General features: G+C 69.1%; 23 protein-coding genes and 3 tRNA genes. 8 read left to right on the top strand and 18 right to left on the bottom strand.

Annotated elements, in window-relative coordinates:
• The first annotated feature begins 80 nt into the window (after positions 1-80).
• Positions 81-461, top strand: coding sequence for a VOC family protein (locus EAH86_RS07395; protein WP_140738344.1), 381 nt, complete (start codon positions 81-83; stop codon positions 459-461).
• Positions 462-467: 6 nt separating this feature from the next.
• Here the strand turns inward: EAH86_RS07395 and EAH86_RS07390 are convergent, their stop codons facing one another.
• Positions 468-2,114, bottom strand: a complete 1,647-nt coding sequence (locus tag EAH86_RS07390) for an acyl-CoA dehydrogenase family protein (protein WP_140738341.1) — start codon at positions 2,112-2,114, stop codon at positions 468-470.
• A gap of 32 nt (positions 2,115-2,146) precedes the next feature.
• On the opposite strand from EAH86_RS07390, the gene EAH86_RS07385 reads away from it, so the two are divergent.
• The 5 genes from EAH86_RS07385 (at position 2,147) to EAH86_RS07365 (ending at position 4,552) form a co-directional block, all read left to right on the top strand.
• Positions 2,147-3,307: a YihY/virulence factor BrkB family protein gene (locus EAH86_RS07385; protein ID WP_241668249.1), complete on the top strand. Its 1,161-nt coding sequence runs from the start codon at positions 2,147-2,149 to the stop codon at positions 3,305-3,307.
• 32 nt (positions 3,308-3,339) lie between these two features.
• A tRNA-Gly gene (locus tag EAH86_RS07380) sits at positions 3,340-3,412 on the top strand.
• Between the two features lie 22 nt (positions 3,413-3,434).
• Positions 3,435-3,505, top strand: a tRNA-Cys gene (locus tag EAH86_RS07375).
• Between the two features lie 48 nt (positions 3,506-3,553).
• Positions 3,554-3,625, top strand: a tRNA-Val gene (locus EAH86_RS07370).
• 168 nt (positions 3,626-3,793) lie between these two features.
• On the top strand, positions 3,794-4,552 hold the full coding sequence (locus EAH86_RS07365; protein ID WP_140738336.1) for a class I SAM-dependent methyltransferase: 759 nt from the start codon (positions 3,794-3,796) through the stop codon (positions 4,550-4,552).
• 296 nt (positions 4,553-4,848) lie between these two features.
• Here the strand turns inward: EAH86_RS07365 and EAH86_RS20425 are convergent, their stop codons facing one another.
• The 16 genes from EAH86_RS20425 to EAH86_RS07290 all read right to left on the bottom strand — a co-directional run bounded on the left by EAH86_RS20425 (position 4,849) and on the right by EAH86_RS07290 (position 17,420).
• The gene (locus tag EAH86_RS20425) at positions 4,849-5,016 is read right to left on the bottom strand and encodes a hypothetical protein (RefSeq protein ID WP_170212776.1); all 168 of its coding nucleotides are present in this window, start codon (positions 5,014-5,016) and stop codon (positions 4,849-4,851) included.
• A 555-nt stretch (positions 5,017-5,571) separates the two neighbouring features.
• Positions 5,572-5,850 carry a hypothetical protein gene (locus EAH86_RS07360; protein ID WP_140738332.1) on the bottom strand — a complete coding sequence of 93 codons (279 nt, stop codon included), beginning with the start codon at positions 5,848-5,850 and terminating at the stop codon, positions 5,572-5,574.
• Between the two features lie 59 nt (positions 5,851-5,909).
• A complete protein-coding gene (locus tag EAH86_RS07355; protein WP_140738329.1) occupies positions 5,910-6,113 on the bottom strand; it encodes a hypothetical protein in 204 nt (67 codons plus the stop codon).
• Positions 6,114-7,063: 950 nt separating this feature from the next.
• On the bottom strand, positions 7,064-7,834 hold the full coding sequence (locus tag EAH86_RS07350; RefSeq protein WP_206665764.1) for a GAF and ANTAR domain-containing protein: 771 nt from the start codon (positions 7,832-7,834) through the stop codon (positions 7,064-7,066).
• A 54-nt stretch (positions 7,835-7,888) separates the two neighbouring features.
• Entirely contained in the window at positions 7,889-8,626 is a 738-nt protein-coding gene (locus tag EAH86_RS07345; RefSeq protein ID WP_140738326.1) for a GAF and ANTAR domain-containing protein, read from the bottom strand.
• 691 nt (positions 8,627-9,317) lie between these two features.
• Positions 9,318-10,019: a class F sortase gene (locus EAH86_RS07340; protein WP_170212775.1), complete on the bottom strand. Its 702-nt coding sequence runs from the start codon at positions 10,017-10,019 to the stop codon at positions 9,318-9,320.
• Positions 10,019-10,783: a CHRD domain-containing protein gene (locus EAH86_RS07335; RefSeq protein ID WP_140738323.1), complete on the bottom strand. Its 765-nt coding sequence runs from the start codon at positions 10,781-10,783 to the stop codon at positions 10,019-10,021. The genes EAH86_RS07340 and EAH86_RS07335 overlap by 1 nt, the downstream gene beginning before the upstream one ends.
• Before the next feature lie 102 nt (positions 10,784-10,885).
• Positions 10,886-11,362: a hypothetical protein gene (locus tag EAH86_RS07330; RefSeq protein WP_140738320.1), complete on the bottom strand. Its 477-nt coding sequence runs from the start codon at positions 11,360-11,362 to the stop codon at positions 10,886-10,888.
• 2 nt (positions 11,363-11,364) lie between these two features.
• A complete protein-coding gene (locus tag EAH86_RS07325; protein WP_140738317.1) occupies positions 11,365-11,796 on the bottom strand; it encodes a cupredoxin domain-containing protein in 432 nt (143 codons plus the stop codon).
• A gap of 225 nt (positions 11,797-12,021) precedes the next feature.
• Entirely contained in the window at positions 12,022-13,131 is a 1,110-nt protein-coding gene (locus EAH86_RS07320; RefSeq protein WP_140738314.1) for a HAMP domain-containing sensor histidine kinase, read from the bottom strand.
• A complete protein-coding gene (locus tag EAH86_RS07315; protein WP_140738311.1) occupies positions 13,128-13,805 on the bottom strand; it encodes a response regulator transcription factor in 678 nt (225 codons plus the stop codon). The genes EAH86_RS07320 and EAH86_RS07315 overlap by 4 nt, the downstream gene beginning before the upstream one ends.
• The gene (locus EAH86_RS07310) at positions 13,798-14,223 is read right to left on the bottom strand and encodes a hypothetical protein (RefSeq protein WP_140738308.1); all 426 of its coding nucleotides are present in this window, start codon (positions 14,221-14,223) and stop codon (positions 13,798-13,800) included. Before EAH86_RS07310 ends, EAH86_RS07315 begins: the two co-directional genes overlap by 8 nt.
• A complete protein-coding gene (locus EAH86_RS07305; protein WP_140738305.1) occupies positions 14,220-15,389 on the bottom strand; it encodes a molybdopterin-dependent oxidoreductase in 1,170 nt (389 codons plus the stop codon). The genes EAH86_RS07310 and EAH86_RS07305 overlap by 4 nt, the downstream gene beginning before the upstream one ends.
• A complete protein-coding gene (locus EAH86_RS07300; RefSeq protein WP_140738302.1) occupies positions 15,386-16,072 on the bottom strand; it encodes a class I SAM-dependent methyltransferase in 687 nt (228 codons plus the stop codon). Before EAH86_RS07300 ends, EAH86_RS07305 begins: the two co-directional genes overlap by 4 nt.
• Positions 16,069-16,764, bottom strand: coding sequence for a TIGR04282 family arsenosugar biosynthesis glycosyltransferase (locus tag EAH86_RS07295; RefSeq protein ID WP_140738299.1), 696 nt, complete (start codon positions 16,762-16,764; stop codon positions 16,069-16,071). The genes EAH86_RS07300 and EAH86_RS07295 overlap by 4 nt, the downstream gene beginning before the upstream one ends.
• Complete coding sequence (locus EAH86_RS07290; protein WP_140738297.1) at positions 16,761-17,420, bottom strand: glycosyltransferase family 2 protein; 660 nt, start codon at positions 17,418-17,420, stop codon at positions 16,761-16,763. Before EAH86_RS07290 ends, EAH86_RS07295 begins: the two co-directional genes overlap by 4 nt.
• A 174-nt stretch (positions 17,421-17,594) precedes the next feature.
• Between EAH86_RS07290 and EAH86_RS07285 the strand changes: the two genes are divergently transcribed.
• Positions 17,595-18,911 (top strand): hypothetical protein, encoded by a 1,317-nt coding sequence (locus tag EAH86_RS07285; RefSeq protein ID WP_206665763.1) that lies wholly within the window; start codon positions 17,595-17,597, stop codon positions 18,909-18,911.
• A gap of 3 nt (positions 18,912-18,914) precedes the next feature.
• On the opposite strand, the gene EAH86_RS07280 is transcribed toward EAH86_RS07285, so the two are convergent.
• Positions 18,915-19,961: an NAD-dependent epimerase/dehydratase family protein gene (locus tag EAH86_RS07280; RefSeq protein ID WP_140738295.1), complete on the bottom strand. Its 1,047-nt coding sequence runs from the start codon at positions 19,959-19,961 to the stop codon at positions 18,915-18,917.
• Between the two features lie 190 nt (positions 19,962-20,151).
• On the opposite strand from EAH86_RS07280, the gene EAH86_RS07275 reads away from it, so the two are divergent.
• Positions 20,152-21,246 (top strand): lactonase family protein, encoded by a 1,095-nt coding sequence (locus tag EAH86_RS07275; protein ID WP_140738293.1) that lies wholly within the window; start codon positions 20,152-20,154, stop codon positions 21,244-21,246.
• Positions 21,247-21,372: the final 126 nt, after the last annotated feature.

Below are 21,372 nucleotides of genomic sequence, written 5' to 3'. Positions count from 1 at the left end.
CCGTGTGTCGATGAGTTCTGGACGCCGTTCAGGTCATAGCCCCAAGTCGGTAAGTCGGGAAGTCGAGGAAAGGATCACCCATGCTCAAGGAGTCCAAGGCCTTCAGTGGTTTCTCGGTGCTGGACACCGCAGCCGCTCGAGCCTTCTACGCAGACACCCTCGGACTTGAGGTGAGCGAGGCGAACGGCATCCTCACCCTGCACCTCGGTGGTGGGCACCGTGCCATCGCCTACCCGAAGCGCGACCATGTGCCTGCGTCCTTCACGGTCCTCAACTTCCCGGTGTCCGACATCGAGGCCACCGTTGACGAGCTGACGGCGCGCGGAGTGTCCTTCGAGAGGTACGCGGGCACGCCGACGGAGACCGACGAGAAGGGCATCTTCCGCAAGGGTGGTCCGCTCATCGCCTGGTTCACCGACCCCGCCGGCAACGTCTTCGCCGTGATCGAGGACCAGGGCTGACCGCGGCTAGCCGCTGAAGGCGCGGTCGATGATCGTGCGGGCGTGACCGGCCGAAAGCTTGGCATCGAGGGTCCCGAAGGTGACGCCGTGCTGGCCTCCGAGCCGGCTGGCGACGAACGCGTCGGCCACCTCGGTCGGCGCGTAGCGGGCCAGCAGCGCGGCCTGCAGGGTCACCGCGAGGTGCTCCACGACCTGACGCGCGCCGCCCTGCGCCTCGGGCTCCGCGGCATACCTGACCACGTCGTCGACGCGGGTGATGGCGGCGTCGAGGACGGTGCTGTGGCCGCGCGAGAGCGCGAGCTCGTTGCGGAACGCCTCGCCGGACAGCGGTTCGCGGGTGATCGCGCGCAGCACATCGAGCGCGTTGACGTTGCCGGAGCCCTCCCAGATCGAGTTCAGCGGGGCCTCGCGGTAGAGCCGCGCCAGGCCGTTCTCCTCGACGTACCCGTTGCCGCCCAGGCACTCCAGCGCCTCGGCGACCATGGGGGAGGTGCGCTTGCAGACCCAGTACTTGCCGACAGCGACCCCCAGCCGTGAGAGGGCGGTGTCGCCCTCGTCGACGGCGTGGGCGAGCCGCAGCGCGAGCGTGGTGGCTGCCTCGACCTCGAGGGCGAGGTCGGCGAGCACGTTCTGCATCAGCGGCTGGTCGACGAGCAGGGCACCGAACGCCGACCGGTGGCGGGCGTGGTGGATCGCCCGCACCAGCGCGGCACGCATCGTCGAGGCCGAGCCCAGGATGCAGTCGAGCCTCGTCGCCGCGACCATGTCGAGGATCGTCCGGATGCCGCGGCCGTCGTCACCGACGCGAACGCCCCACGTCCCGTCGAGCTCGACCTCGGACGATGCGTTGGACCGGTTGCCCAGCTTGTCCTTGAGCCGTTGCAGCGCAAAGGAGTTGCGTCCACCGTCGTCGAGGACGCGAGGCACGAGGAAGCACCCCACGCCGGCGTCGGTCTGGGCGAGGACGAGGAAGGCGTCGCTCATCGGCGCCGAGCAGAACCACTTGTGGCCGGTGAGCCGGTAGGTCTGGCCACCCTCGATCGGTCCGTCGGCCTGCGCGACCGCCCGGGTCGTGTTGGCGCGCACGTCGGAGCCGCCCTGCTTCTCTGTCATGCCCATCCCCACCAGGGCGCCGCGCTTGTCGGCCAGCGGCCGGAGGCCGAAGTCGTAGGCGCGGGAGGCGAGCGGGGGCAGCCAGCGGGCCGCGAGCGATGCGTTGGCAGCGAGGGCCGGCGCCGCGGCATACGTCATCGAGATGGGGCAGAGGTGACCTTGCTCGTTCTCGGACCACGCGATGAAACCGGCCGCGCGCCGCACGTGCGCGCCGCTGCCAGGCGGCTCGGCCCACGGCTCGGCCGTGAGCCCGGCCCCGACGGCGACCTCCATGAGGGAGTGCCAGGTGGGGTGGAAGGCCACCTCGTCGATGCGTTCTCCGGTGGGGGAGTGGGTGCGGAGGACGGGCTCGTTCTCGTTGGCCTGCCTGGCCCATTCGCGCGCCTCAGCGCTTCCCGCGCGCACACCCAGTGCACTGACCTCGTCGTATGCCGCGGGGCCGGCCCAGCGTCGCAGGCCCTCGTCGAGGGGCGGTTGGGACGTAACCGTGTTGTAGTCGGGGAGTGGGGGCACCTGGTTGGTCACGGCGTGGGTGGGCACGAGGGCACACTATGCCGGGATACCGTGACGGGGTGACTCCCAAGGCCCGGTTGCGTCGCGCGCTGCTGCGCGTGCCCGGCGCCATGCCTGCGGCCCGCCTGACGGTGGAGACGATCCGGGTCTGCCTGCGCTACCGCGTGACGGGTCTGGCATCCGAGGCAGGCTTCTTCATGCTGCTGTCGCTGCCCCCTTTGGTGCTGGGTCTTTTCGGTGGCGTCGGTTACATCGGCGGGTGGCTTGGCAACGACATCGTTGCGGAGCTCATCAAGGGTATCCGGGACTTCGCGTCGAGGTTCCTCGTCGCGAACGTGGTCGACCAGACCATCCTGCCGACCGCCAAGGACGTGCTCCAGAAGGGCCGTGGCGACCTCATCTCGCTCGGCTTCGTGCTTTCGATCTGGTCCGGGTCGCGCGCCCTCAACGTCTTCGTCGACACCATCTCGATCATGTACGGCCAGTCCGGGGTGCGGGGGATCGTGCGAACGCGTGCCCTGTCGCTGACGCTCTACTTCCTGTCGCTCATCGTCGGGATCGTGGTCGTCCCGCTCGTGGTGATCGGCCCGACGTGGCTTCAGGACCTGTTGCCGCCCAGTGTTGAGTTCCTGGCGCTCCTGTACTGGCCCATCGTCACGGTCGCGGCGGTCGCGAGCATCGCGACGCTGTTCCACATCTCGACGCCGCGGCGGTCTCCTTGGCTGCGCGACGTGCCAGGGGCGGTGCTCACCCTGGTGATCTGGGTCCTGGCCTCGTTCGTGCTGCGCGGCACGATCACGGCGTCGGTGAGCGGTGGCACGTCGATCTACGGACCGCTGTCCGCCCCGATCGTGCTGCTCATCTTCCTCTACGCGCTGGCCATCGCCGTCCTGATCGGCGCGGCGCTCAACGCGGCCATCCGGGACATGTGGCCGGTCGAGGACCGGTTGTCCCTGCGGGCGAAGGTCGTCGAGTGGGTCAAGGGTCGGGTTGCGAGGCGCAAAGCCGCCGCGCAGCCGATCAATGCGCCCACGGCCAGCGATGGCCCGGCCCCGGCGGGGACGGTGGACGACCTGTCGACCTCGGTGAAGGCGCTGCGAGACGAGGCGCGAAAGCCGCTGACCCCCATGCCCCGTGGGCCCGGAAGCGACACGGACGACACCCAATTTGGAGACGACACCGATGATCCGATAATGTCTGCACGCACGCGCAGCGGGTGAAAAACCCCGTTCAACACCAATAGCGCGTGTATGCGGATGTAGCTCAGTTGGTAGAGCGCAACCTTGCCAAGGTTGAGGTCGCCGGTTCGAGCCCGGTCATCCGCTCGGAGGGTTTGACCGCCTTCACGGTGGAGTGGCCGAGAGGCGAGGCAGCGGCCTGCAAAGCCGCGTACACGGGTTCAAATCCCGTCTCCACCTCAGAGACTTGAACCCTGAGTCGCATGACGCAGCACCCAGCACGACCCCGGGCGATTGGCGCAGTGGTAGCGCGCTTCCTTGACACGGAAGAGGTCACTGGTTCAAACCCAGTATCGCCCACGAGTACGAAACAGCCCCTGACCTGCGGAAACGCAGGTTCAGGGGCTTCGTCGTAGAGCGGCTCGGCGGGCGCAAATCTGGCCTCTGAGTGACTAACTGCTTGACTAAGAAGTCGCGTTTGGCGCCGGCCGCCGCTCATCGGGAGTCCGTGGACGTTCGTTGACGTGCATGGACGTCGGCGCACCACCTGACCTCTTCCCATGCACGGAAGAAGTCAGTTCACCCCCCAAGGCATGGTGCCCCCCTCTCAGGGGGCACCATTCGGGCAGCCAGAGGCGGCACCCGGGCCTGTTCGCACCCTGGGCGTCGGTGCTCCTCGGGCTTGCCCGGCCGCGACCCGGCGAGCGGGTGCTCGACTTGGCGTGCGGCATTGGCGTTTTCGCGCGTGCGGCAGTGCCGATGGTGTCACCGTCGGGCTGGGTCACCGGCCTGGATCTGGACCCAGCCAACGTCGCGGTCGCGCGTGCGGTCGGCGACCGGGAGAGCCGGTTCGTCGGGTGGCACGTCCGACGCGCCGAGCGACTGCCGCTCCGGGATGCGGCCATCGACCTGGTTGTGTGCCAGTTCGGACTGATGTTCTTCTCGGACAGGCCAGCGGCGGTGAGGGAGATGCACCGCGTCATGAGCAAGGGTGGGCGGCTGGTGGCGAGCACATGGCAGGGCCTCGATCGCCACCCGTTCCACCAGGCGATTCACGAGGCCACTCTGGCGCGCCTGGGCATCTCGACGGTGGCGTCGGTCTTCGCCCTGGGCGACGCCGACGAGCTGGGCACCCTCGTTCACAGCGCCGGCTTCTCCGACGTACGGATCGAGGCGCGATCCATAACCGCGCGGTTCGCGAACGCGCAGGAATTCCTCGCGTTCGAGCTGGGCGTCGACCCCGCAGTGGCCCCGACGCTGAGGCACCTCGACCGCAGGGATCAGTAGCGAGTGCTGGATGACCTCCTAGCGGAACTCTCAGCGCGGCTTGCCCCGTTCGTCGAAGACGGCACCTTGGTCCTCCCCATGCACGCTCATGTGATCGCCGCTTTCGCGTGACTGCCCCATGCCGACTGTTGGTCGGCGATGCATGCAAGGCGGCACGGGCCGCAAACTCGACCAACCGCGCGAAGCACTCTGAAGCGCCCCAGGCTTGATGCCGCTTCCTTCTGGGCGCGCTGGCGCGCCGGAAGACGCGGGTCCGACCATGGTTTGAACAAGCGGGTCGGGGCGGATGAGTGCATTCAGCCTGCGGTCTGGGGAGCCGCCCGCGCCAGCCCGAGCGCCTGGTCGACCTCGGCTGGGGTCAGTCTGCCGTCGGCGTCCGTGGCGGCTGCCAGCACGTCGCCGAGTAGGGCAATCTCGTCGGCGAGGGTGGCGTCGGTGAGGCGTTCGTTGGGGTCGGTGAGCATGGGCGCGCCGCTTTCGTGATGGGAACCGGGACCGGTGTCCCTGCCAACGCGTCCCTGCGCTACGTCCATTGGGTTCGGCCGCTGGGCGGCCGGTGGGCCAGACCGGGTCTGGGGTTGGCCATGGCGTGGGGGTTGGGTGCGTGCCTCCATCAACCATGGTCCGGCAGCGCGGTCCCAAGGGCCATAGCCCATCGGGGCTATGGCCCGTCAGGCCAGGGGCGGCATGGTGTGAAGCTGGCGGCCGCCTCCGCCGGCAAAGTTTGATGGGTTTCGGCGATGGGGTAAGGCCGGCGGCGCGGCCGGGACGACAGCTGCGCCCGTTGCCAGCGGGTATCGCCGGTGGTCGTGGCCCCAGGGGGCGTGGCTGCCGGCGCCACGTGGTGGAGCGGCGTCCTGCGCCTCCCCTCGGGAACTGAAGTCACCGACTCACCGACTTACGAGGACACAGCCTGCCTTCCATGGCGACCCATCAATCCCTGCGTCTCAGCTGAACGTTCCCTACACGGCCGCCGTCGGCGGCGTCTGGGTGCGCAGCGCGGGTGCGCCGAAGGTGGGTCAGTCCGGGTGGTCGTCTAAGAGCTGCCGCCCTATCCACGTCGTGATGGGCGGGTAGTCGGGATGCCCGGCGGCGGCGTTGAGTTCGTCCTTGAGTCGCTCAGCTTCCAGGGTCGCGATGTGCGCGTCCGGGTAGGGGCCTTTGACCAGGTACGACTCGGTCATCGGGTCGAAGGTGATGACGCTGTGCGGTTCGGCCGCCTCCTCGGTTAGTGCCCGCGCATCGATCTCATCGAGAAACCTGCGGGCTGCGCGCAGCTGGGGGTCCTCCTCGCCCATGGGTCCTCCTCCCGGTCGAAGGTCTACGCACCGAGGCGTCGGCTCGTCGTCCAGGCCCCCTACCTGGACGGCTGGGGGATGACACACGTGACCTTCGGGTTGACGCCGAGGTAGTTCAGCGGCCCAGCGACCACGGTCGCGGCGATGGTGCCGGCCTTGGCGCAATTCGACGGGTCAGTGCCGAAGTACCCGCGCTGGTAGGCCGCGCCCACCCCCACGAGGAGCCAGAGAACCGCGAGGAGCCCGATGAGCCGTCGAACCATGGCTGACCTCCCTGTCGCGAACCGCGTCTCTCGAGGCACCGCCGGGCGCTTGTGCCTTCGGGTGCAGGATAGTCCGGTTCAAGCCCAACGGGAGGAGCATCGCCCGCCCCGCCCGCCCAGATCTTGCATCGCCCGGCTCGAGCAGTAGAGCGAGCAGTAGAAGGAAGGTGGCAGCGAGGACGATGCGGTGGAGTTGTCTGACAGATTGGCGTGACCGCGACGCTTGGCTCCAGTGGGAGGTCGGTGTCGGTCAGAGGTTGGGACGTGGCCGACGCGCTTCACCCGGGCGTCCGCCGCATGAAGGGGAAGTCACGAGGTGCACCTCCTCCGGACATACCCGGCTCAAGTGGTGCAGGCGGCTGCGCTTGACCTCCACCTCGGCGAGCCCCGCCGTCGAACGTGACCTGAGTCCCACCTCGTCGTTAGTCCTAGTAGCCGCGGAACGCGGCGCCCTCACGAGAAGGACGGACCATATGGGAGCGATTTCTCGACCGCGTCGCGCCTCTCTTGCAGGATCCGGCCCCTCAGGGCTGGATCGCCTCGACGGCGTCGGGGCTGATCACCGAATTTGCCCTTACCTCCCCAGACGAGACTCAGTAGTTTATGGCCGCTTCTCGCACCAATCCGCGTGGCCCGGTAGACGTATATAAGCGCCATCAGCTCTCAGCTCAGGTCCTGGTCAGGCCGCGGGCGCGGCGATGGCCCTTCAGGGGCGTCGACAGCGTCGAGTACGGCGGGGAGGCAGACGGCGCCGCGGAGGCGGGGCACGCAGCGCCGGGGCTGGAGTATCGCAGTGACGACCAAGGGGGAGACCCCCAGGAGGACCGCCCGCCTCGCGGAATGACTGTGAGGATCGTGGCGGCGTTCCATTGCTCCGCCCGTGTCGGGCGGTTCGTAGGGTAGTTGGCGCAGCGGTCACCGGCGGCCGGACGTCCGTTCGTCGTGAGTGATCAGGGGTAGTCGCTCGATCCCGCGGAGGTGGGATGTGCCTGGTGCGTACCGGCGGTGGTGAGGTCTGGGTGGCTGGTGGGGTCGGTGACGATGGCTAGAGCTATGTCGGTGAGCCGGTGGTGGTCGCGGCGGGCGTACTCGCGCATGCGCTCGAAGGCGGCATTGACGTCGATGCCGTGGGTTCTGGCGAGGACGCCCTTGGCCTGCTCGATCGTGATCCGGCTGTTGAGCGCGCCCTGGAGCTGCTCGGTGAGCACCTCGGCACTGCGGACGCTGCGCTCCTGCAGGAGTCCGATCGTCGCGATGTCGGCCAGTGCCTGGACGATGCGGACGTCAGTCGGCTCAAGGCGGCCGGTATGGGTGCTGAACATGTTCAGCGCCCCGATCACCTTCTGGCGGTGGCGCAGCGGAAAGGCGTGGACGGAGAGGAATCCGGCCTCGACCGCGCGGGGAGCGAACAGCGGCCACCGCATAGTCGCATCGTGCAGGTCCGTGTTGACGACCGCGGTTCCGGTTCGGAAGCAGTCCAGGCAGGGCCCCTCCTGGTACTGGAGCTGGAAGAGCTCGAGCAGCTTGACCGACTCGGCCGAGGCGGCCATGTATTGCAGCTGCCCGTGTGCGTCGGCGAGCAGCAGTCCCGCGGAGGCGGCACTGCTGACCTCTGCCGTGCGCTTGGTCAACGTCTCGAGGAACTCGATGACGTCGAAGTCGTCCACCAGGGTGTCCGCCACCTCGACGAAGACCTCCGCAAGCTGGTCAGCGGCGATCACTTGTCTGCCCCCTTCCAGTCGTGTCCAGCACGGGCAGGCCAATCTGTTGTTCGGTCATGTCGCGTCCCGGTTTAGTCTGAGTTTACCGCCGACGATGTCTCGGGCGACGTCGCTGATGTAACGGTCTTGGGCGTAGGCGTGGCCGCGTAGGCGGGCCATCGCTTCGTCGATGCCCACACCGAGGTCGACCATCACCATGCCCTGCGCCTGGTAGACCTCCAGCCGGTAGGCCAGGGCGTCGTCGAGATCGCTGCTTGTCTGGCCGTCCTGGGCGCCGTCCTGTCCGTCCACGAGCAGCCCCATAGCCACCTCGGCGAACGTGACCGCCTGGGCGAGGGCGTCGTCGGTCAGCGAACCGGTTTCGTTGCGGTAGACGTCGAGCGCACCGGCCCGGGCGGCCCCGATCTGCAGGGGGAACGCGAAAACGGCTTTGACACCCTGCTCCTGCGCGGCAGCGGCATATCCGGGCCATCGACGCATGCCGTGCGTGGAGAGCTGGGGTTCAAGCACCGGGCGGCGCGAGGTATAGGCCTCGATGCACGGTCCCTCACCGAGGCTGAACTGCAGCTCTTCGAGAACTCGACTCTCCGCGTTCGAAGCCGCGATTGTCCCGCCCCCATAGTTGTCCATGGTGAGCAGGCTGAGCCCGACCCCCGTTGCGGGGAGCGAGCGGGTCAGCGCGGAGCAGAGCCGTTCCAGCCGACCGATCGTGCCCGGAGCGCCGTGCAGGATTGGTGGCTCGTCGTCGATGAGCTGGTTGGCGTGGGCGAGCCGCCCCAGGGAGTCCTTCATCCGACCCTCCCCGGACCGAGGACGGCGCAGCTGGCGGCCAGACCTAAGGGAACCGCCTCAACGGCTTGCCCGGTCACCACGCCCCAGACTGGGCCATGCCGGTGCGTGGTTGGTCGTCGATACTCATCCGTCTCCTGTTGCCTGAAGAAGAGGCTCGGGAGTCACCGGGTCTGGGGCGACCATGCTTGACAAGTAAGACGATACCGCCGCCCGAACCCCTGCGGTAGTTCGCTCAGGCAACACGGAATTGAGTCGCCCCCCTAATGTGGATGTCGCCGCCCCACTCCGACGCGATGGGGCAGGTTTGGTCAGATTTCCACCGTCGATAAGTGATCAGTCTCCAGCCGTCGTCGACAGCTGTGACGCGGGTTCGTTGGTAAATCCCGACGCGCTGCTCCCGCCCAGCTGTGAGTGACCAAGTGAGTGACAACCACCCTGGATCTGGACGGACGCTGACGGACGTTTGGGGGAGTGGTTCGTGCTCATGGGGACGTCGACGGACGTCCAAGCACAGGCCGGTTATCGTTGACATGGAAGAGGTCACTGGTTCAAACCCAGTGGCGCCCGGCAGTACGAAACGGCCCGTGAACTGCGAAGACCCAAGTCAGGGGCTTTGTCGTGGGGTGGCTCAAACGTTGAAGATCGGTGCGTGTGCGTGACCAGGTGGGGGATTTAGGAGGCTGGTTGCCCGTCAGCCGGTGAGGTGGGCGAAGGCGACGATGTTGTCGACGTAGTGCCCGGTGGAGTGGTCGAAGGCTCCACCGCAGGTGATGAGGCGAAGTTCGGCGCGCCCTTTGGTGTCGCCGTAGACGGTCGCGGTGGGGAAGTTGTCCTTGGAGTACCGCGCCACGCGGTCCACCGTGAAGTGGGCCGTGGACCCGTCCTCGCGGGTGACTGACACCTCGGCGCCCTTCTTGAGTGCTCCCAGCCGGTAGAAGACTGCCGGTCCGGACTTGCTGTCAACGTGGGCGCCGATCACCGCCGGGCCGAACTCGCCGGGGGTGGGGCCGGCTGCGTACCAGCCTGCTTTGGCGAAGTCGGTGGGTGCCTTGAGCTTGCCGTTCTTGTCCAGACCGAGTTTCACGACGCCCTTGGTGCGGACCCCGATCGAGGGGATCGCGAGAGCCACTGGAGCGCTGGGTTCCAAGATCGTCCCGAACGTGGGACCACCCTGACTCGTCGCAGCTGGCGGCGTGGAGGAACCCGTGGCGTCCGCTGCAGACCCGGAGGTCTGCTGTGCCACGGGGATTGCCTGCTCGCTCGGCGGTTGGGGCGGCGAGCTAGGCGAGGTGAGGGCACGGACCATCAGTCCGCCGCCGACGAGGAGGAGCACGACGGTGACCGCCGCGGCCAGTTGGCCGCGGCGATCACCGAACTTCGTGGAAAGGGACATCAGGCGCGGTTGCGCGCCTTGCGGGCAGTGAAGGCGCCGGTGCCGGCAGCGGCCAGCAGCAAGCCTCCACCGAGCAGGAGCAGGCCCTCGTTGTCCGGGGTGGACGTGCCACCCGCGCCGGTGTCCATGCCGCCGGCCGGGGCCGCGCTCAGGGCGCCACAGATGGCCGGGTCGGTGGCCTCGGTGGGCAGGCTCGGGTCGAGGTCGCTCTTGGTGGCGCCGTCGTACTTGCCGTTGTCGTTGTGGTCAACGCCGTGGACGACGACGACGGCCTTGCCTTCGGTGATGGCCTGGGCCACGTCAGAGGAGACGTTGATGCTGCCGCGCTCGTAGCTGAGCTTGCCGCCGGGGGCGGTGTCGAACCGGTCAACGGCCAGGCCGCTCTTGGGGGAGGTGTCGCCGGTCTTGGTCAGCGAGACCACGATCGGACCGTATGCCGGTCCGCCGTCGGTCGTGTTGATGGTGCCATCACCCTTGGCGTCATCGGACGCCTTTGGGCACTCGTGGCGGGCGTCGGCCCCGAAGTGGATGTGCGCGGCGTGCGGGCTGTCGGCGAGCAGGCCGGTGGCGGCCATGGTGACGTCGATGCGGTTGCCCTTGACGGTCACCATGGCGGTGCCATTGGCCTTGACACCGTTGAGGACGACCGGGCGAAGCGTCGCCATGGTGTTGCCGTCGGCGGCCTGTGCGATGCCTGCCCCGAGGAACGGGAGGAGCGCCGCGGAGCCCAGTGCAACGGTGGCGATCTTGGTGGTAGTACGCATTCAGGTGTCTCCTTGGTGATGCGGCCCTGCGGTCGCAGTCGGATCGAACGCTTGTGTGGGTACTTCGATGTCACGGCCCTCACGGGTTGGTGCAGAACCCAACTAGTTCTGGGTGTGCCCGTTCCCGCGATGCGTTCGGGCACGGCGACGGCCAGGAACCAGCGCCAACGCCGCCACAGCAGAGGCGGCCGCCATGACTTCAAAAACGGCGCTCAGGGACTTCTCGAAGAACCACACCGGCTCATACATGGCCGGGATGGGCCCGAGGGCGGGGACGTCGACGTAGCGGTAGAGGACGACGGCAAGAGCAGCGCTGAAGCCGACCGCGAAGGCAGCGACCAGAGAAGCGCGGCTACCACGCCAGAGCACCCATCCCGACACCACGATCGCGAAGATTGCCTCGAGGCGGAACAGGTTGCCGGCGCCGATGCCACCCGGCGCGGACTGTTGGTAGCCGCCCGCGAGCCTGAGGTGGACGACCGCGTCGACGACCAAGGACACCGCGATCACCCCGCGCAGACCCAGTCGGCCAGGATGCCTCGCGGTGCGCGGCCGGACGTCATTCTGGGTGGTGGTCATCTTCACTTCACGACCAGGGTGCTGGTCATGTTGGCGTGGAAGGTGCAGACGAACGGGTAGCTCCCGGGCTTGCTGGGCGCTGTCAACGTCGACGTGCCATTGGGGTCGACCTTGACGTCGAACCCTCCGGTCTTGGACGTGACCGTGTGGGCCTGAGAGTCGCTGTTCTTGATGGTGATGGTGCTGCCGGGCGCCACGGAAGCAGGAACCTTGTACGCGAAGTCCGTGATCGAGATGACTGCGGCCGCGCCATCCTCAGTCGTCGACGACGGCTGCCCAGGCTGGGTGGTGGTACTTGCCCCCGACGGCATCGGCATGGACGACATCGACGAGGTCGCGGCCGAGGCTCCGGTGTCCGCGTTGGACGAGCCACAGGCTGCGAGGCCGAGGGCCAGTACGGGGACGAGTGCGAGCAGTGTGATCTTGCGGGTCATGGTGATGCCTCCAGATCAGGCGGCCGAGACGACGGCCACAGCACGGAGTTCGCTACGAAGGGCCAACCGGCTTGGTCAGGCTGAGCCGACTGAACGGAGCCAGTGCTGGTGGGATCACCGGTAGGCAAAGGTGTTGGCGCGTAGGCCTTGCTGTAGGAGAGCGTGATGGTGGCGTCCGTGGTCTTGTCGTTCTCGGCCACGAGGTAGGAGTCCGGGGTGCTCGCCTCAGGCCGGCAGGCGCACGACGAATCGGCAGCCGTTGCCGTGGTTGGTGACGGCCACGGTGCCTTGGTGGGCTTCGACCAGGCCTCGGACGATGGCGAGACCGAGCCCGGCTCCGGTGTCGGGTCCGGGTGTCCTGGCTGGTGTGCCTCGCCAGCCGACCTCGAAGACCGAGGCAAGGTCGTCAGGGTTGATCCCGCCGCAGCCGTCGGTCACCGTCAGCTCTACCGCGTCACCGGTGGTGCGCCCCTCGACAAGGACGACACCATCGGCTGGCGTGTGGCGGATGGCATTCATCACGAGGTTGCCGACGACTCGTGACAGCGCGGCGGCATCCGCGGTGACTTCGACGTCGGGGAGGACTCGGCCGCCAACCTCGACGCCGTGCGACCTGGCGACGGGTGTGGCGCCTGCGATGGTTTCGCTGACGACGTCCCGCAGTGCCATCGGTTGCAGGGTGAGGTTGAGTGCTCCGGCGTGAATCCGGGACAGCTCGAACAGGTCATCGACCATGGCGGCCATCCTGTCGGTCTCCTTGAGCATCTGCCGGTGGTAGCGCTGGGGGTCGGTTGCCATTCCGTCGTCGAGTGCCTCGGCCATGGCGCGCAGCCCCGCCAGTGGTGTCCGCAGGTCGTGCGACACCCAGGCCACCAGCTCGCGGCGGGACTGCTCGAGCTGGCGTTCGCGGGCCTGCGAGGTACGTAGTCGCTCGCTGCTCCGGGTGAGCTCCTCCGCCACGGCGCGTATCTCCGCAGAGTCGTTGCGCGGCGGTCGGACGTGGTCACCGGCGCCCACAGTGGCAGCCATCAGCCGCAGCCGTCGCGCCGACCTGGTCAGCGTGCGGGCGAGGAGCAGCGCGAAACCTGCCGACACAACGCCGGAGACTGCGCAGACGAGCGCGACAACGCCGAGGTCGTGAGGCGACAGGAACATGGCCCGTGCGGTGCCCACCACGCCGGCCACGACCCCACCGACCGCGACCAGGGCGATCAGGCCGGCAGACCAACGAATGGAGGCGCGCCGGATACGCCAGCCGACGAGGGCACCCACCACGCCCACCGCCAGGGACCACCCTGCGGCGATGAGGGTGACGGTGACCTGGTCGCCTGTCATCGCGGCTCCCACCGGTAGCCGACGCCCCAGACGGTGACCAGGCGCGCGGGGCGGCGGGGGTCGGCCTCGACCTTCTCCCGGAGTCGCCTGACGTGGACCGTCACGGTGGACTGGTCACCGAACGACCACCCCCAGACCTCGCGGAGCAGCGCTTCTCGTGACCAGACCTCACGTGGGTTGGCGACGAGGAAGCGGAGGAGGTCGAACTCGCGCACCGTGAGCACGAGGGGCGTTCCGGCGAGGGTGGCTGTGTGCTCCCCCGGCTCGACCACGAGATCGCCGTCGGTCACCGTGGAGCCCTTCGGCGTGCGCTGACCGACCCGTCTCAGGACGGAGTCGACTCGCAGGGCCAGCTCACGAGGGCTGAACGGCTTGGTGACGTAGTCATCAGCCCCCAGTCGCAGACCGACCAGGCGATCGGTCTCCGCCCCGAGCGCGGTCAGCATGATGATCGGGACGTCGCTGCTTTCGCGCAGCTGGCGGCATACCTCGAGACCGTCGAGCCCCGGCAGCATGAGGTCGAGGACGACGAGGTCTGCGCGTTTGGCGCGCATCGCCCTGATGGCTGCCTCGCCGTCACCGGCTTCCTGCACGTCGTGCCCGCCCGCGCGCAGGTAGGAGACGACGACCTCGCGGACGGTGAGGTCGTCGTCGACGACGAGTACCTCAGCCACGTGGTGCCCCTTTGCCTCGGTCGTGGACGGCGAGCAGCGCCGCTGCGAGCAAGACTAGGCCGGTGACGGCCACCCAACCGGCGACGTACTGGCGGTCGAGGAGGGTGGGGTTGTCGGCCTTGGCCCCGAACTTGCCCAACGTCGGCACGGCCAGCAGGGTGACAGGGCCGAGCACCACCAGGACCACGACGGCGGCCCGGCGTGACCACCGCGGCAATCTGCCTGCGGCTGCCGCCCCAACCAGCACGACGAGCGGGGCCAGGAGGGCGTCGTGGGCGACGACGACCCCGGCGAGCCAAGGCAGGGTGGCGACGAGGTTGCCCCACCCGAGGCCGATGAGCCGCACGGCGCCATACAACCCCACCAGCGCGCCGGCGACGGCCAGCAGCGTTCGGGCGACGGTCAGGTTGCTGCTCACGCCTGCGCCTCCAGTCGGTTGACCCACTTGGTTTGCAACGCACCTGGCCGGTTGGGGGCGATGACACGGCAAGGGAAGCCGTGGTCGAGGGACAAGGGTTCACTGGCCAGGGCCAGGGCGAGGATGGCGCGGGAGTCGGCTGCCACGTTGCCGGGCAGTCGGCTGTGACTGGACGCACCTCCCCGCTGGAGCGACTCGACGAGGACGGCCGCTCCGGTGGGCGCACCCACCAGCTTCAGGAGGTCCGCGATGCGTACGCCGCTCCACGTCCCGGAGGCGCTCCACCCCTCCACGCAGGCGATGGGCAGCGTGGCGGTGGTCTGTGGCATGGCCCGGAGGTCCGCCAGCGACAGGTGGCGTTCCGTGCCGTTCCACGTGACAGCGAGTGCGAAGGCGGGGTCGGTGGCTTGGTGGGTCACCCCTGCCGCGGCAGCGGTCTTGTTGATGGGTATGCCGCCCGGGCCGGTTCCCGAGCGGGTCGCCAGTACCGACAGGCGTCGGACTCCCGGGACCCCGGAGACGGCGCTGGTCACGACGGCGACACCGGCAGCCGCCCACGTGGCGCGAAGGAGGGTTCGCCGTGAGACGACGCCCGGCCCGGGGACATCCTGTGGTCGCAGCCACGCCTGCCGGATTACCGGCAGCTTCACCGCGATGTGCACCAGCAGCGACCCCATCGCGACCCAGCCGAGGGCAAAGTGGGTGGAGCGGAACGAGAACGACCACGGGTACCACTGGGCGGAGTTCGCGAGTCCGGTGACCAGCTGGAACAAGGCACTCGAGACCAGGACCGCGATCGAGAGACGCTCCGCGCCGTCGAGCAGCCTGGCCCGGGTCTGCGCCGGGGGGCGGCGGAACAGCTGCGGGAACACCGACCACAGCTTGACCAGCAGCAGCGGCACGGCGGCCGTACCTGCGGCGATGTGCAGGCCCTGGGTGAGGCGGTAGAGCCAGATCGGGCGGGTTGGCAGCGGCAGGAGAGGATCGGGCAGCTGGGCCAGGTGGCTCCAGACGCCGGTGAGGAACGCGACCAGGAAGCAGACACCGAGCCAGGTGCCGACGCGTGCGCTGAGCTCACGACTACGGGCGGTACTCCCGAAGTCCTTCTCCGTCGGCACCGCATCGATGAGCCGGGTGAGCACGTCGGTGACTCTGGTCCCGCTCATGACGGCACGTCCGCCACGCCGCTGAGGACGCCTACCGTGCGTCCCCGTCCACGGCTGACCTGCAGCACGCCGAGCCCAGCCGCCGCGGCGATGTCGGCGAGGGCGTCGGGTCCGAGGACAGCCCAGGGGAAGGAGGTGGACGCGAGGTCACCGGCACGCAGATGGAGCTGATGGACGCGCAACCCCGTCCCGGGCTTGGCGAGGTCGACGACGACGCGTCCCCCGGCCCGGACCAGCTGGCGGGCGCGGCGAAGCAGGGACACGGGGTCGCCGCCGATCCCGATGTTGCCGTCGGCCAGCAGCGCGGTGTCCCAGGTGCCCTCGCCAGGCAATGCTTCGAAGATGCTGCAGCACGCAACGGGAACGCCCCGGCGTCTTGCCGCGATCAGCGCTGAGGGTGACACGTCGACGCCGAGCACCTCGTGTCCGCGAGCCTGCAGCTCGGCGGCGATCCTGCCCGGGCCGCAGCCCAGGTCCACGGTCGAGCCGTGGCAGTGGTCGACCAGGAAGTGGTCGCCGCGCGATGCCTGACCGGTCCAGCTCCGGACGGGAAGCTCGTGATGGGCGCCAAGGCCGTCGATGACCGCAGTGAGACTGCCCAGGGCGAGGGCGGCAGCGAAGACCCTTGCCGGCGAGGCATGACCTGCGGGGCTCTGCGGGCCGGCGTCGACCAGCGCGCTCATCTCGTGCCGCCGTCATGGGTTGGCAGGAGCGCATGCCAGGCGCGGGCGAAGGCCGTGTGGGGGGCGGCAGTGGCGGCGGCTTCGGCGTCACGGGCCGTGTCGACGTCCCCCAGCTCGGCGGCGGGCAGCACGGTCCCGGCAGCTTTCTGCAGGCTCGCGAGGGTGTGGGCCCAGGTGTCTGATCGGGACATCGGCACCTCCTGCAGGCCGTCGACATCGTCCGGCGAAGTGGTGGCCAGCACCCACCACCCGCCGTCGTGGGCGCGGCCCAGTACCGGTCGTCCGCTACTGCTGGCGGCCACCACGTGCTCGAGGTGTCGAGCGGTGACGTGCGGGGTGTCCATGCCGATCTGCACGACCGGGCCGCCGAGGGCGGCGTGGGTCTGCCGGTGTGCCGCGGCGAGCCTTTGGCCGAAGCTGGCACCGTCCTGGGCGACCACGCACCAGCCCTGGAATGCCTGTCCCAGGGCGACGGGATGAGCCGAATGTTCAATGTTCCCAGCCATGGCCACCACCCGGCGCCCGGGCGGGAAGACGGCTTCGCAGACGGTAAGGGTGTCCAGCAGGGCGGCATGGGCCACCTCGGCGGCCTGGTCGGCGCCGATGGTGGCGCCCAGCCGGGTCTTGACCTGTCCCGCGACCGGCGCCTTGGCCATGACGAGCACCGTGGCTGTGTTCGTGGACGGGCTCACGGCAGGGCCTTGACGAGGTCACGGGCCGCCCTGGCGGAGCCGACGAAGGACCCGGAAACCTTCGAGGTGGTGCCTTCCGCGCGCGGGTGGTAGCTCACCTCGTGCTCGACGATCCGCCAGCCCGCTCGGTGCGCGCGGACAAGCACCTCCACCGGGTAGCCGAAGTGCAGGTCCTGGACGTCGAGGTGAAGCAGGTCCTTGCGTCGGCAGACTCGGACGGAGGGGATGTCGCCCAGGTGCAGGCCGGTTCGCCGCCCGATCCACCGGGTCGCCACGTGGTTGAACAGGCGCGCGTGCCACGGGAACACCCCCCGGGCGACCGGTCGCCTGCGACCCACCGACAAGGTGGCCCGCCCCGTCGCGACGTCCGCGAGAAGCGCGGGTAGCTCGGCCGGGTCGAGGGATCCGTCGCCATCCATGACGGCGACGTACTCTGATGTCGCTGCGCGGACCCCAGCCCGTACGGCGCCCCCGTACCCGGGACGGTCTTCGACGGTGACGGATGCCCCCAGCGACCGGGCCACATCAGCCGTCCCGTCGGTCGAACCGTTGTCGACCACCACCACCCGCATCCCCACGGGGACCCGGGCCAGCAACGCTGGCAGCGCTCGTGCCTCGTTGCGGCACGGGAGGATGAGCTCGCAGTCCAGGTCCATGGCTCGACGCTAGGGCCGCAACGGATCTCGATCCGAGGCCAATCCTTACGAGAGTGTGACCACTCGCCGCCTGGGCCGCTAGGTCTCTTCCCCGCGTGCGAGGGTCGGTGGGTGACCCAGCTGCACCCCATCCCCGTCCGCCCACGTGCGGGGTCCCGAACGGAGCGTGCGCTCGTGTCGGGCGTTCTGGTGGCGGTTGCGTTGTTCGCCCTGGCTGCCCTCGTGGCGCACCTGCCGGGCATTGACGTGCACGCCGGCTCGGCTGCCCCTCTACTGGCCGCGTGGGGGCCCCGGGTCGGGGTCGGCACTGCGCCGGCGCTGGCCCTGGTTTGGTGGTCGACGACGCAGCATCCCTGGCGGGCGACGTCGACGATGGGCTGGGGTCGTCTGCTGACCTCGGTGTGGGCGCTGTCGTTGACCTGGATGCTGTCGCTGGCGCTGATCGACGGTGTGGCCGGGGTGGGTGGGGTGTTGACGCACGACAGCGAGTACCTCGTCACGGCCCGTGGGGTCGACGATGTCGGTGAGCTGCTCCGCTCGTTCGTCAGCCGGATTCCGTTGTCCCCGAACGACCACTGGCCGGTACACGTTGCCGGGCACCCGCCGGGCGCGCTGCTGTTCTTCGTCGGCCTGGTCAGGCTGGGGTTGGGTTCCGGGTTGTCCGCCGGATTGGTCGTCTGCATCGTCGCTGCGACGACGCCGGTCGCCGTGGCGGTGACCTGCCGGGCCCTGGGGGCCGAGGCCAGGGTCAGGTCGGTGCTGCCGCTGCTCGCCATCGGCCCGTTCGCGCTGTGGCAGGCCGTGTCCGCTGATGCGGTCTTCGCTGCCGTGGCGGCGTGGTCCATCGCCCTCGTCGCACTGGCGGCCACCGCCAGCCGCCGGTCGGTTGCGTTCGGACTGGCCGCCGCCGCGGGTCTGGCGCTGGGCGGCTGCGTCATGCTCTCGTACGGCCTGCCCCTTGTTGGTGCGGTTGCCGTGGCAGTACTGGCCGCTGTGGGCGGATGGCGTGCCGACCTCCTCCGCCTGGCAGCTGCCATCGCCGCTGCCGTCACGTGTGTGGTGCTCGGCTTCGCCCTCGCCGGGTTCGCGTACTGGGACGCCTACCCCGTTCTGCACCAACGCTATTGGGACGGACTGGCGTCGGCTCGGCCTGCCGCCTACTGGGTGTGGGCGAATCTGGCACTGCTCGCCGTGTGCGCCGGACCTTTGCTGTTCGGGTCCCTCGCGGTGGCAGGCCGTCGTCTGGTGCTGTCGGTGCGTAGGCCGCAGGACGACCCGGCGCTGACGTTGGTCGCGGGGGCGTTCCTTGCCGTGCTCGTGGCTGACCTGTCGTTGATGAGCAAGGCTGAGGTGGAACGGATCTGGCTGCCGTTCGTGCCCTGGCTCCTGCTGAGTGCTGTGGTGCTGCCCGTCCGGTGGCGACGCACTGCCCTGTTCGTCCAGGCAGGGTTGGCGTTGCTGGTGCAGTCGCTGCTCGTGACGCCCTGGTAGCCCCTATCCACGGAGAGGGTCGTGGGCGAAGCGGGCCAGCCCGACCTCGGGGGAGATCTCCGCGGTGAACCCGAGCTGGGCAGCTGCCCGGGAGGGAGATGCGACGATGTGCCGCACGTCGCCGAGTCGGTACTGCCCGGACACGATCGGGGCGGGGCTGCCGGGAGCGCCCGCCGTCACCATCCGGGCCACGTCGAGGATGGTCACCGGCCGCCCGGAACAGACGTTGTATGCCGTGTGACTTCCCGGATCGCGGCTCGCGACGGCCTCGACCGCAGCCACGTTTGCTCGGGCGACGTCGTGCACGTGCACGAAGTCACGCAGCTGACCACCGTCCTCGAAGACGACCGGCGGACGGCCGGCCTCCATGGCCGAGCGGAAGATCGAGGCCACCCCTGCGTAGGGGGTGTCCTTCGGCATCCCCGGCCCGTAGACGTTGTGGTAGCGGAGGGAGATCGCGGAGCCAGCCGCCTGGCGGGCCCACGCGGACGCATAGTGCTCCTGCGCGACCTTGCTCGCGGCGTAGCTGCTGCGGGGGTCGAGGTGGGCCTCCTCGGGCACCGTCTCCCAGCCCAGGACCTGACCGCAGTGCAGGCAGTGGTTGTCGAAGTGGCCGGCGTCCAGGGCCTCGACGCGTCGGGGCGCCGGCGCCTGAACGCCGTGTGCGGGGCAGACGTAGCGACCTTCGCCGTACACCACCATCGACGAGGCCTGGACGAGCCGGGACACCCCGGCACGGGCCATCGCCGCCAGCAGGTTTGCGGTGCCCAGGTCGTTGTTGCCGGCGTACAGCGGCAGATCCGCGACGGTGACCCCGGCCCCGACCATGGCGGCGAGGTGACACACAACGTCGATGTCGCGCAGCAGGTCAACCCAGTCGCCTGCATCCTTCACGTCCAGGACATGGAGCCCCTCGGGCCAGGTGACCGGCCGCGCGTGGGCCTGGGGGACCAGCGCGTCCACTCCGACAACCTCATGACCGGCGCCCTCGAGGGCCGCCAGCGTGGCCGTTCCGATGAACCCGGCTGATCCCGTCAGCAGCACCTTCATGTGCCGAGTCTGCCCAACCGCCCGTCATCGCGCTGAAGGTAACGCGTTTTGGGCCTGTTGTCTGACGGAATCCCTTGTTGCGCAATCACATTCTTACGGGGGTCTTACAGACGGCAAAACCGGGAAGCGCAACGGCTGAGGCGGCCGTTGGACCAGTCGTCAACCACCACCCATCGAAAGGGAAGCCCTGATGAAAACCACTCGCACCTCCGTCCTCGCCGCAGTCACCGCCACGACAGCTGCCGTGATGCTGGTCGCCAGCACAGGAACCGCGTCCGCTCACGAGGGGTCGGCCGGCCGTCCCGTCGGCCACGTCTACGAAGCCACCAACGCGGCGGGAGGAAACGGGGTCACCGTTTTCGACCGTGACCCGGACGGCACGTTGCACCCGACGGTGACCGTCGCCACGGGGGGCCTCGGCGCCGGCGCGTCACTGCACTCCCAGGGAGGCATTGCCCGCGACGGCCGGATCATCTTCGTGGTCAACGCCGGCGACGACTCGGTGTCGGCTCTGGCGTCAACACGGCACGGACTCGTCCTGCGCGACCGGATCAGCACCGGCGGCGACTTCCCGGTCAGCGTCACCGTCCGGAACGGGGTCGGCTACGTCCTGAACCAGGGCAACGACACCATTCGTGGGTTCCGCTACGACGCGGACGGACGGCTCCACCGCCTGCCCGGCTCCACGCGGGCCCTCACCCCCAACGCTGCAGGGGGCACGACTGATGCGGCGCAGATCTCCTTCACCCCGGATGGGCGTTCTCTCGTGGTGACCGAGAAGGCAACCAACCGCATCGAGACGTTCGGGGTCGTCCGGGGATATGCCGGAGACGCCCGCCCGCACGCTTCGGCTGGAACGACGCCGTACGGGTTCGACTTCGACCGTCGAGGCCACCTCATCGTGTCGGAGGCGGCTACCGGGTCCGCGTCCTCCTACCGCGTCCAGCCGTTCGACGCCGTGACCAGCGCCCTCAGCGACACCCAGAAGGCCGCCTGCTGGCTCGTCGTCGCGGGTGACTGGGCGTACGTCGTCAATGCTGCGAGCACCTCGATCTCCTCGTACCGCCTAGCCCACGACGGCTCGCTCGTGCTCGAAGCGGCAGTCGCCGCGACAACCGGAGCCGGTCCGACCGACGCAGCCGTGTCCTCCGACGGCCGGACGTTGTCCGTGCGCCTCGGCGACGGTTCGCTGTCCTCCTTCCAGATCGGCGCTGACGGGGGACTCTCGTCCGCCGGTACCGCCGCCGGCACGGCATACGGCACGTCCGGCCTCGTCGCCGACTGAAAAGCTGCCGACGGCGCAAGGGGTGTCCGCTCTCCCAGAGAGCGGACACCCTCCTCGGCCGCCTCCACGAGGCGACGGTGGGAGACGCGATCGCTGCCGGTGCCGGGCCTTCGCCTGGTGATGCGT

Source organism: Pedococcus bigeumensis, assembly GCF_006438965.1.
GTDB classification, from domain to species: Bacteria; Actinomycetota; Actinomycetes; order Actinomycetales; family Dermatophilaceae; genus Pedococcus; species Pedococcus bigeumensis_A.
This window is presented reverse-complemented; position numbering and strand designations above follow the sequence as displayed.

What these genes read in the sequence shown, in the direction of transcription:
- EAH86_RS07275 (WP_140738293.1), top strand. Translation starts at nt 20,152, where the DNA reads ATGAAAACCACTCGCACCTCCGTCCTCGCCGCAGTCACCGCCACGACA.
- EAH86_RS07360 (WP_140738332.1), bottom strand. Translation starts at nt 5,850, where the DNA reads ATGGGCGAGGAGGACCCCCAGCTGCGCGCAGCCCGCAGGTTTCTCGAT.
- EAH86_RS07345 (WP_140738326.1), bottom strand. Translation starts at nt 8,626, where the DNA reads ATGAAGGACTCCCTGGGGCGGCTCGCCCACGCCAACCAGCTCATCGAC.
- EAH86_RS07300 (WP_140738302.1), bottom strand. Translation starts at nt 16,072, where the DNA reads ATGAGCGCGCTGGTCGACGCCGGCCCGCAGAGCCCCGCAGGTCATGCC.
- EAH86_RS07330 (WP_140738320.1), bottom strand. Translation starts at nt 11,362, where the DNA reads ATGACCACCACCCAGAATGACGTCCGGCCGCGCACCGCGAGGCATCCT.
- EAH86_RS07335 (WP_140738323.1), bottom strand. Translation starts at nt 10,783, where the DNA reads ATGCGTACTACCACCAAGATCGCCACCGTTGCACTGGGCTCCGCGGCG.
- EAH86_RS07340 (WP_170212775.1), bottom strand. Translation starts at nt 10,019, where the DNA reads ATGTCCCTTTCCACGAAGTTCGGTGATCGCCGCGGCCAACTGGCCGCG.
- EAH86_RS20425 (WP_170212776.1), bottom strand. Translation starts at nt 5,016, where the DNA reads ATGCTCACCGACCCCAACGAACGCCTCACCGACGCCACCCTCGCCGAC.
- EAH86_RS07325 (WP_140738317.1), bottom strand. Translation starts at nt 11,796, where the DNA reads ATGACCCGCAAGATCACACTGCTCGCACTCGTCCCCGTACTGGCCCTC.
- EAH86_RS07290 (WP_140738297.1), bottom strand. Translation starts at nt 17,420, where the DNA reads ATGGACCTGGACTGCGAGCTCATCCTCCCGTGCCGCAACGAGGCACGA.
- EAH86_RS07320 (WP_140738314.1), bottom strand. Translation starts at nt 13,131, where the DNA reads ATGACAGGCGACCAGGTCACCGTCACCCTCATCGCCGCAGGGTGGTCC.
- EAH86_RS07365 (WP_140738336.1), top strand. Translation starts at nt 3,794, where the DNA reads ATGGACGTCGGCGCACCACCTGACCTCTTCCCATGCACGGAAGAAGTC.
- EAH86_RS07305 (WP_140738305.1), bottom strand. Translation starts at nt 15,389, where the DNA reads ATGAGCGGGACCAGAGTCACCGACGTGCTCACCCGGCTCATCGATGCG.
- EAH86_RS07280 (WP_140738295.1), bottom strand. Translation starts at nt 19,961, where the DNA reads ATGAAGGTGCTGCTGACGGGATCAGCCGGGTTCATCGGAACGGCCACG.
- EAH86_RS07355 (WP_140738329.1), bottom strand. Translation starts at nt 6,113, where the DNA reads ATGGTTCGACGGCTCATCGGGCTCCTCGCGGTTCTCTGGCTCCTCGTG.
- EAH86_RS07395 (WP_140738344.1), top strand. Translation starts at nt 81, where the DNA reads ATGCTCAAGGAGTCCAAGGCCTTCAGTGGTTTCTCGGTGCTGGACACC.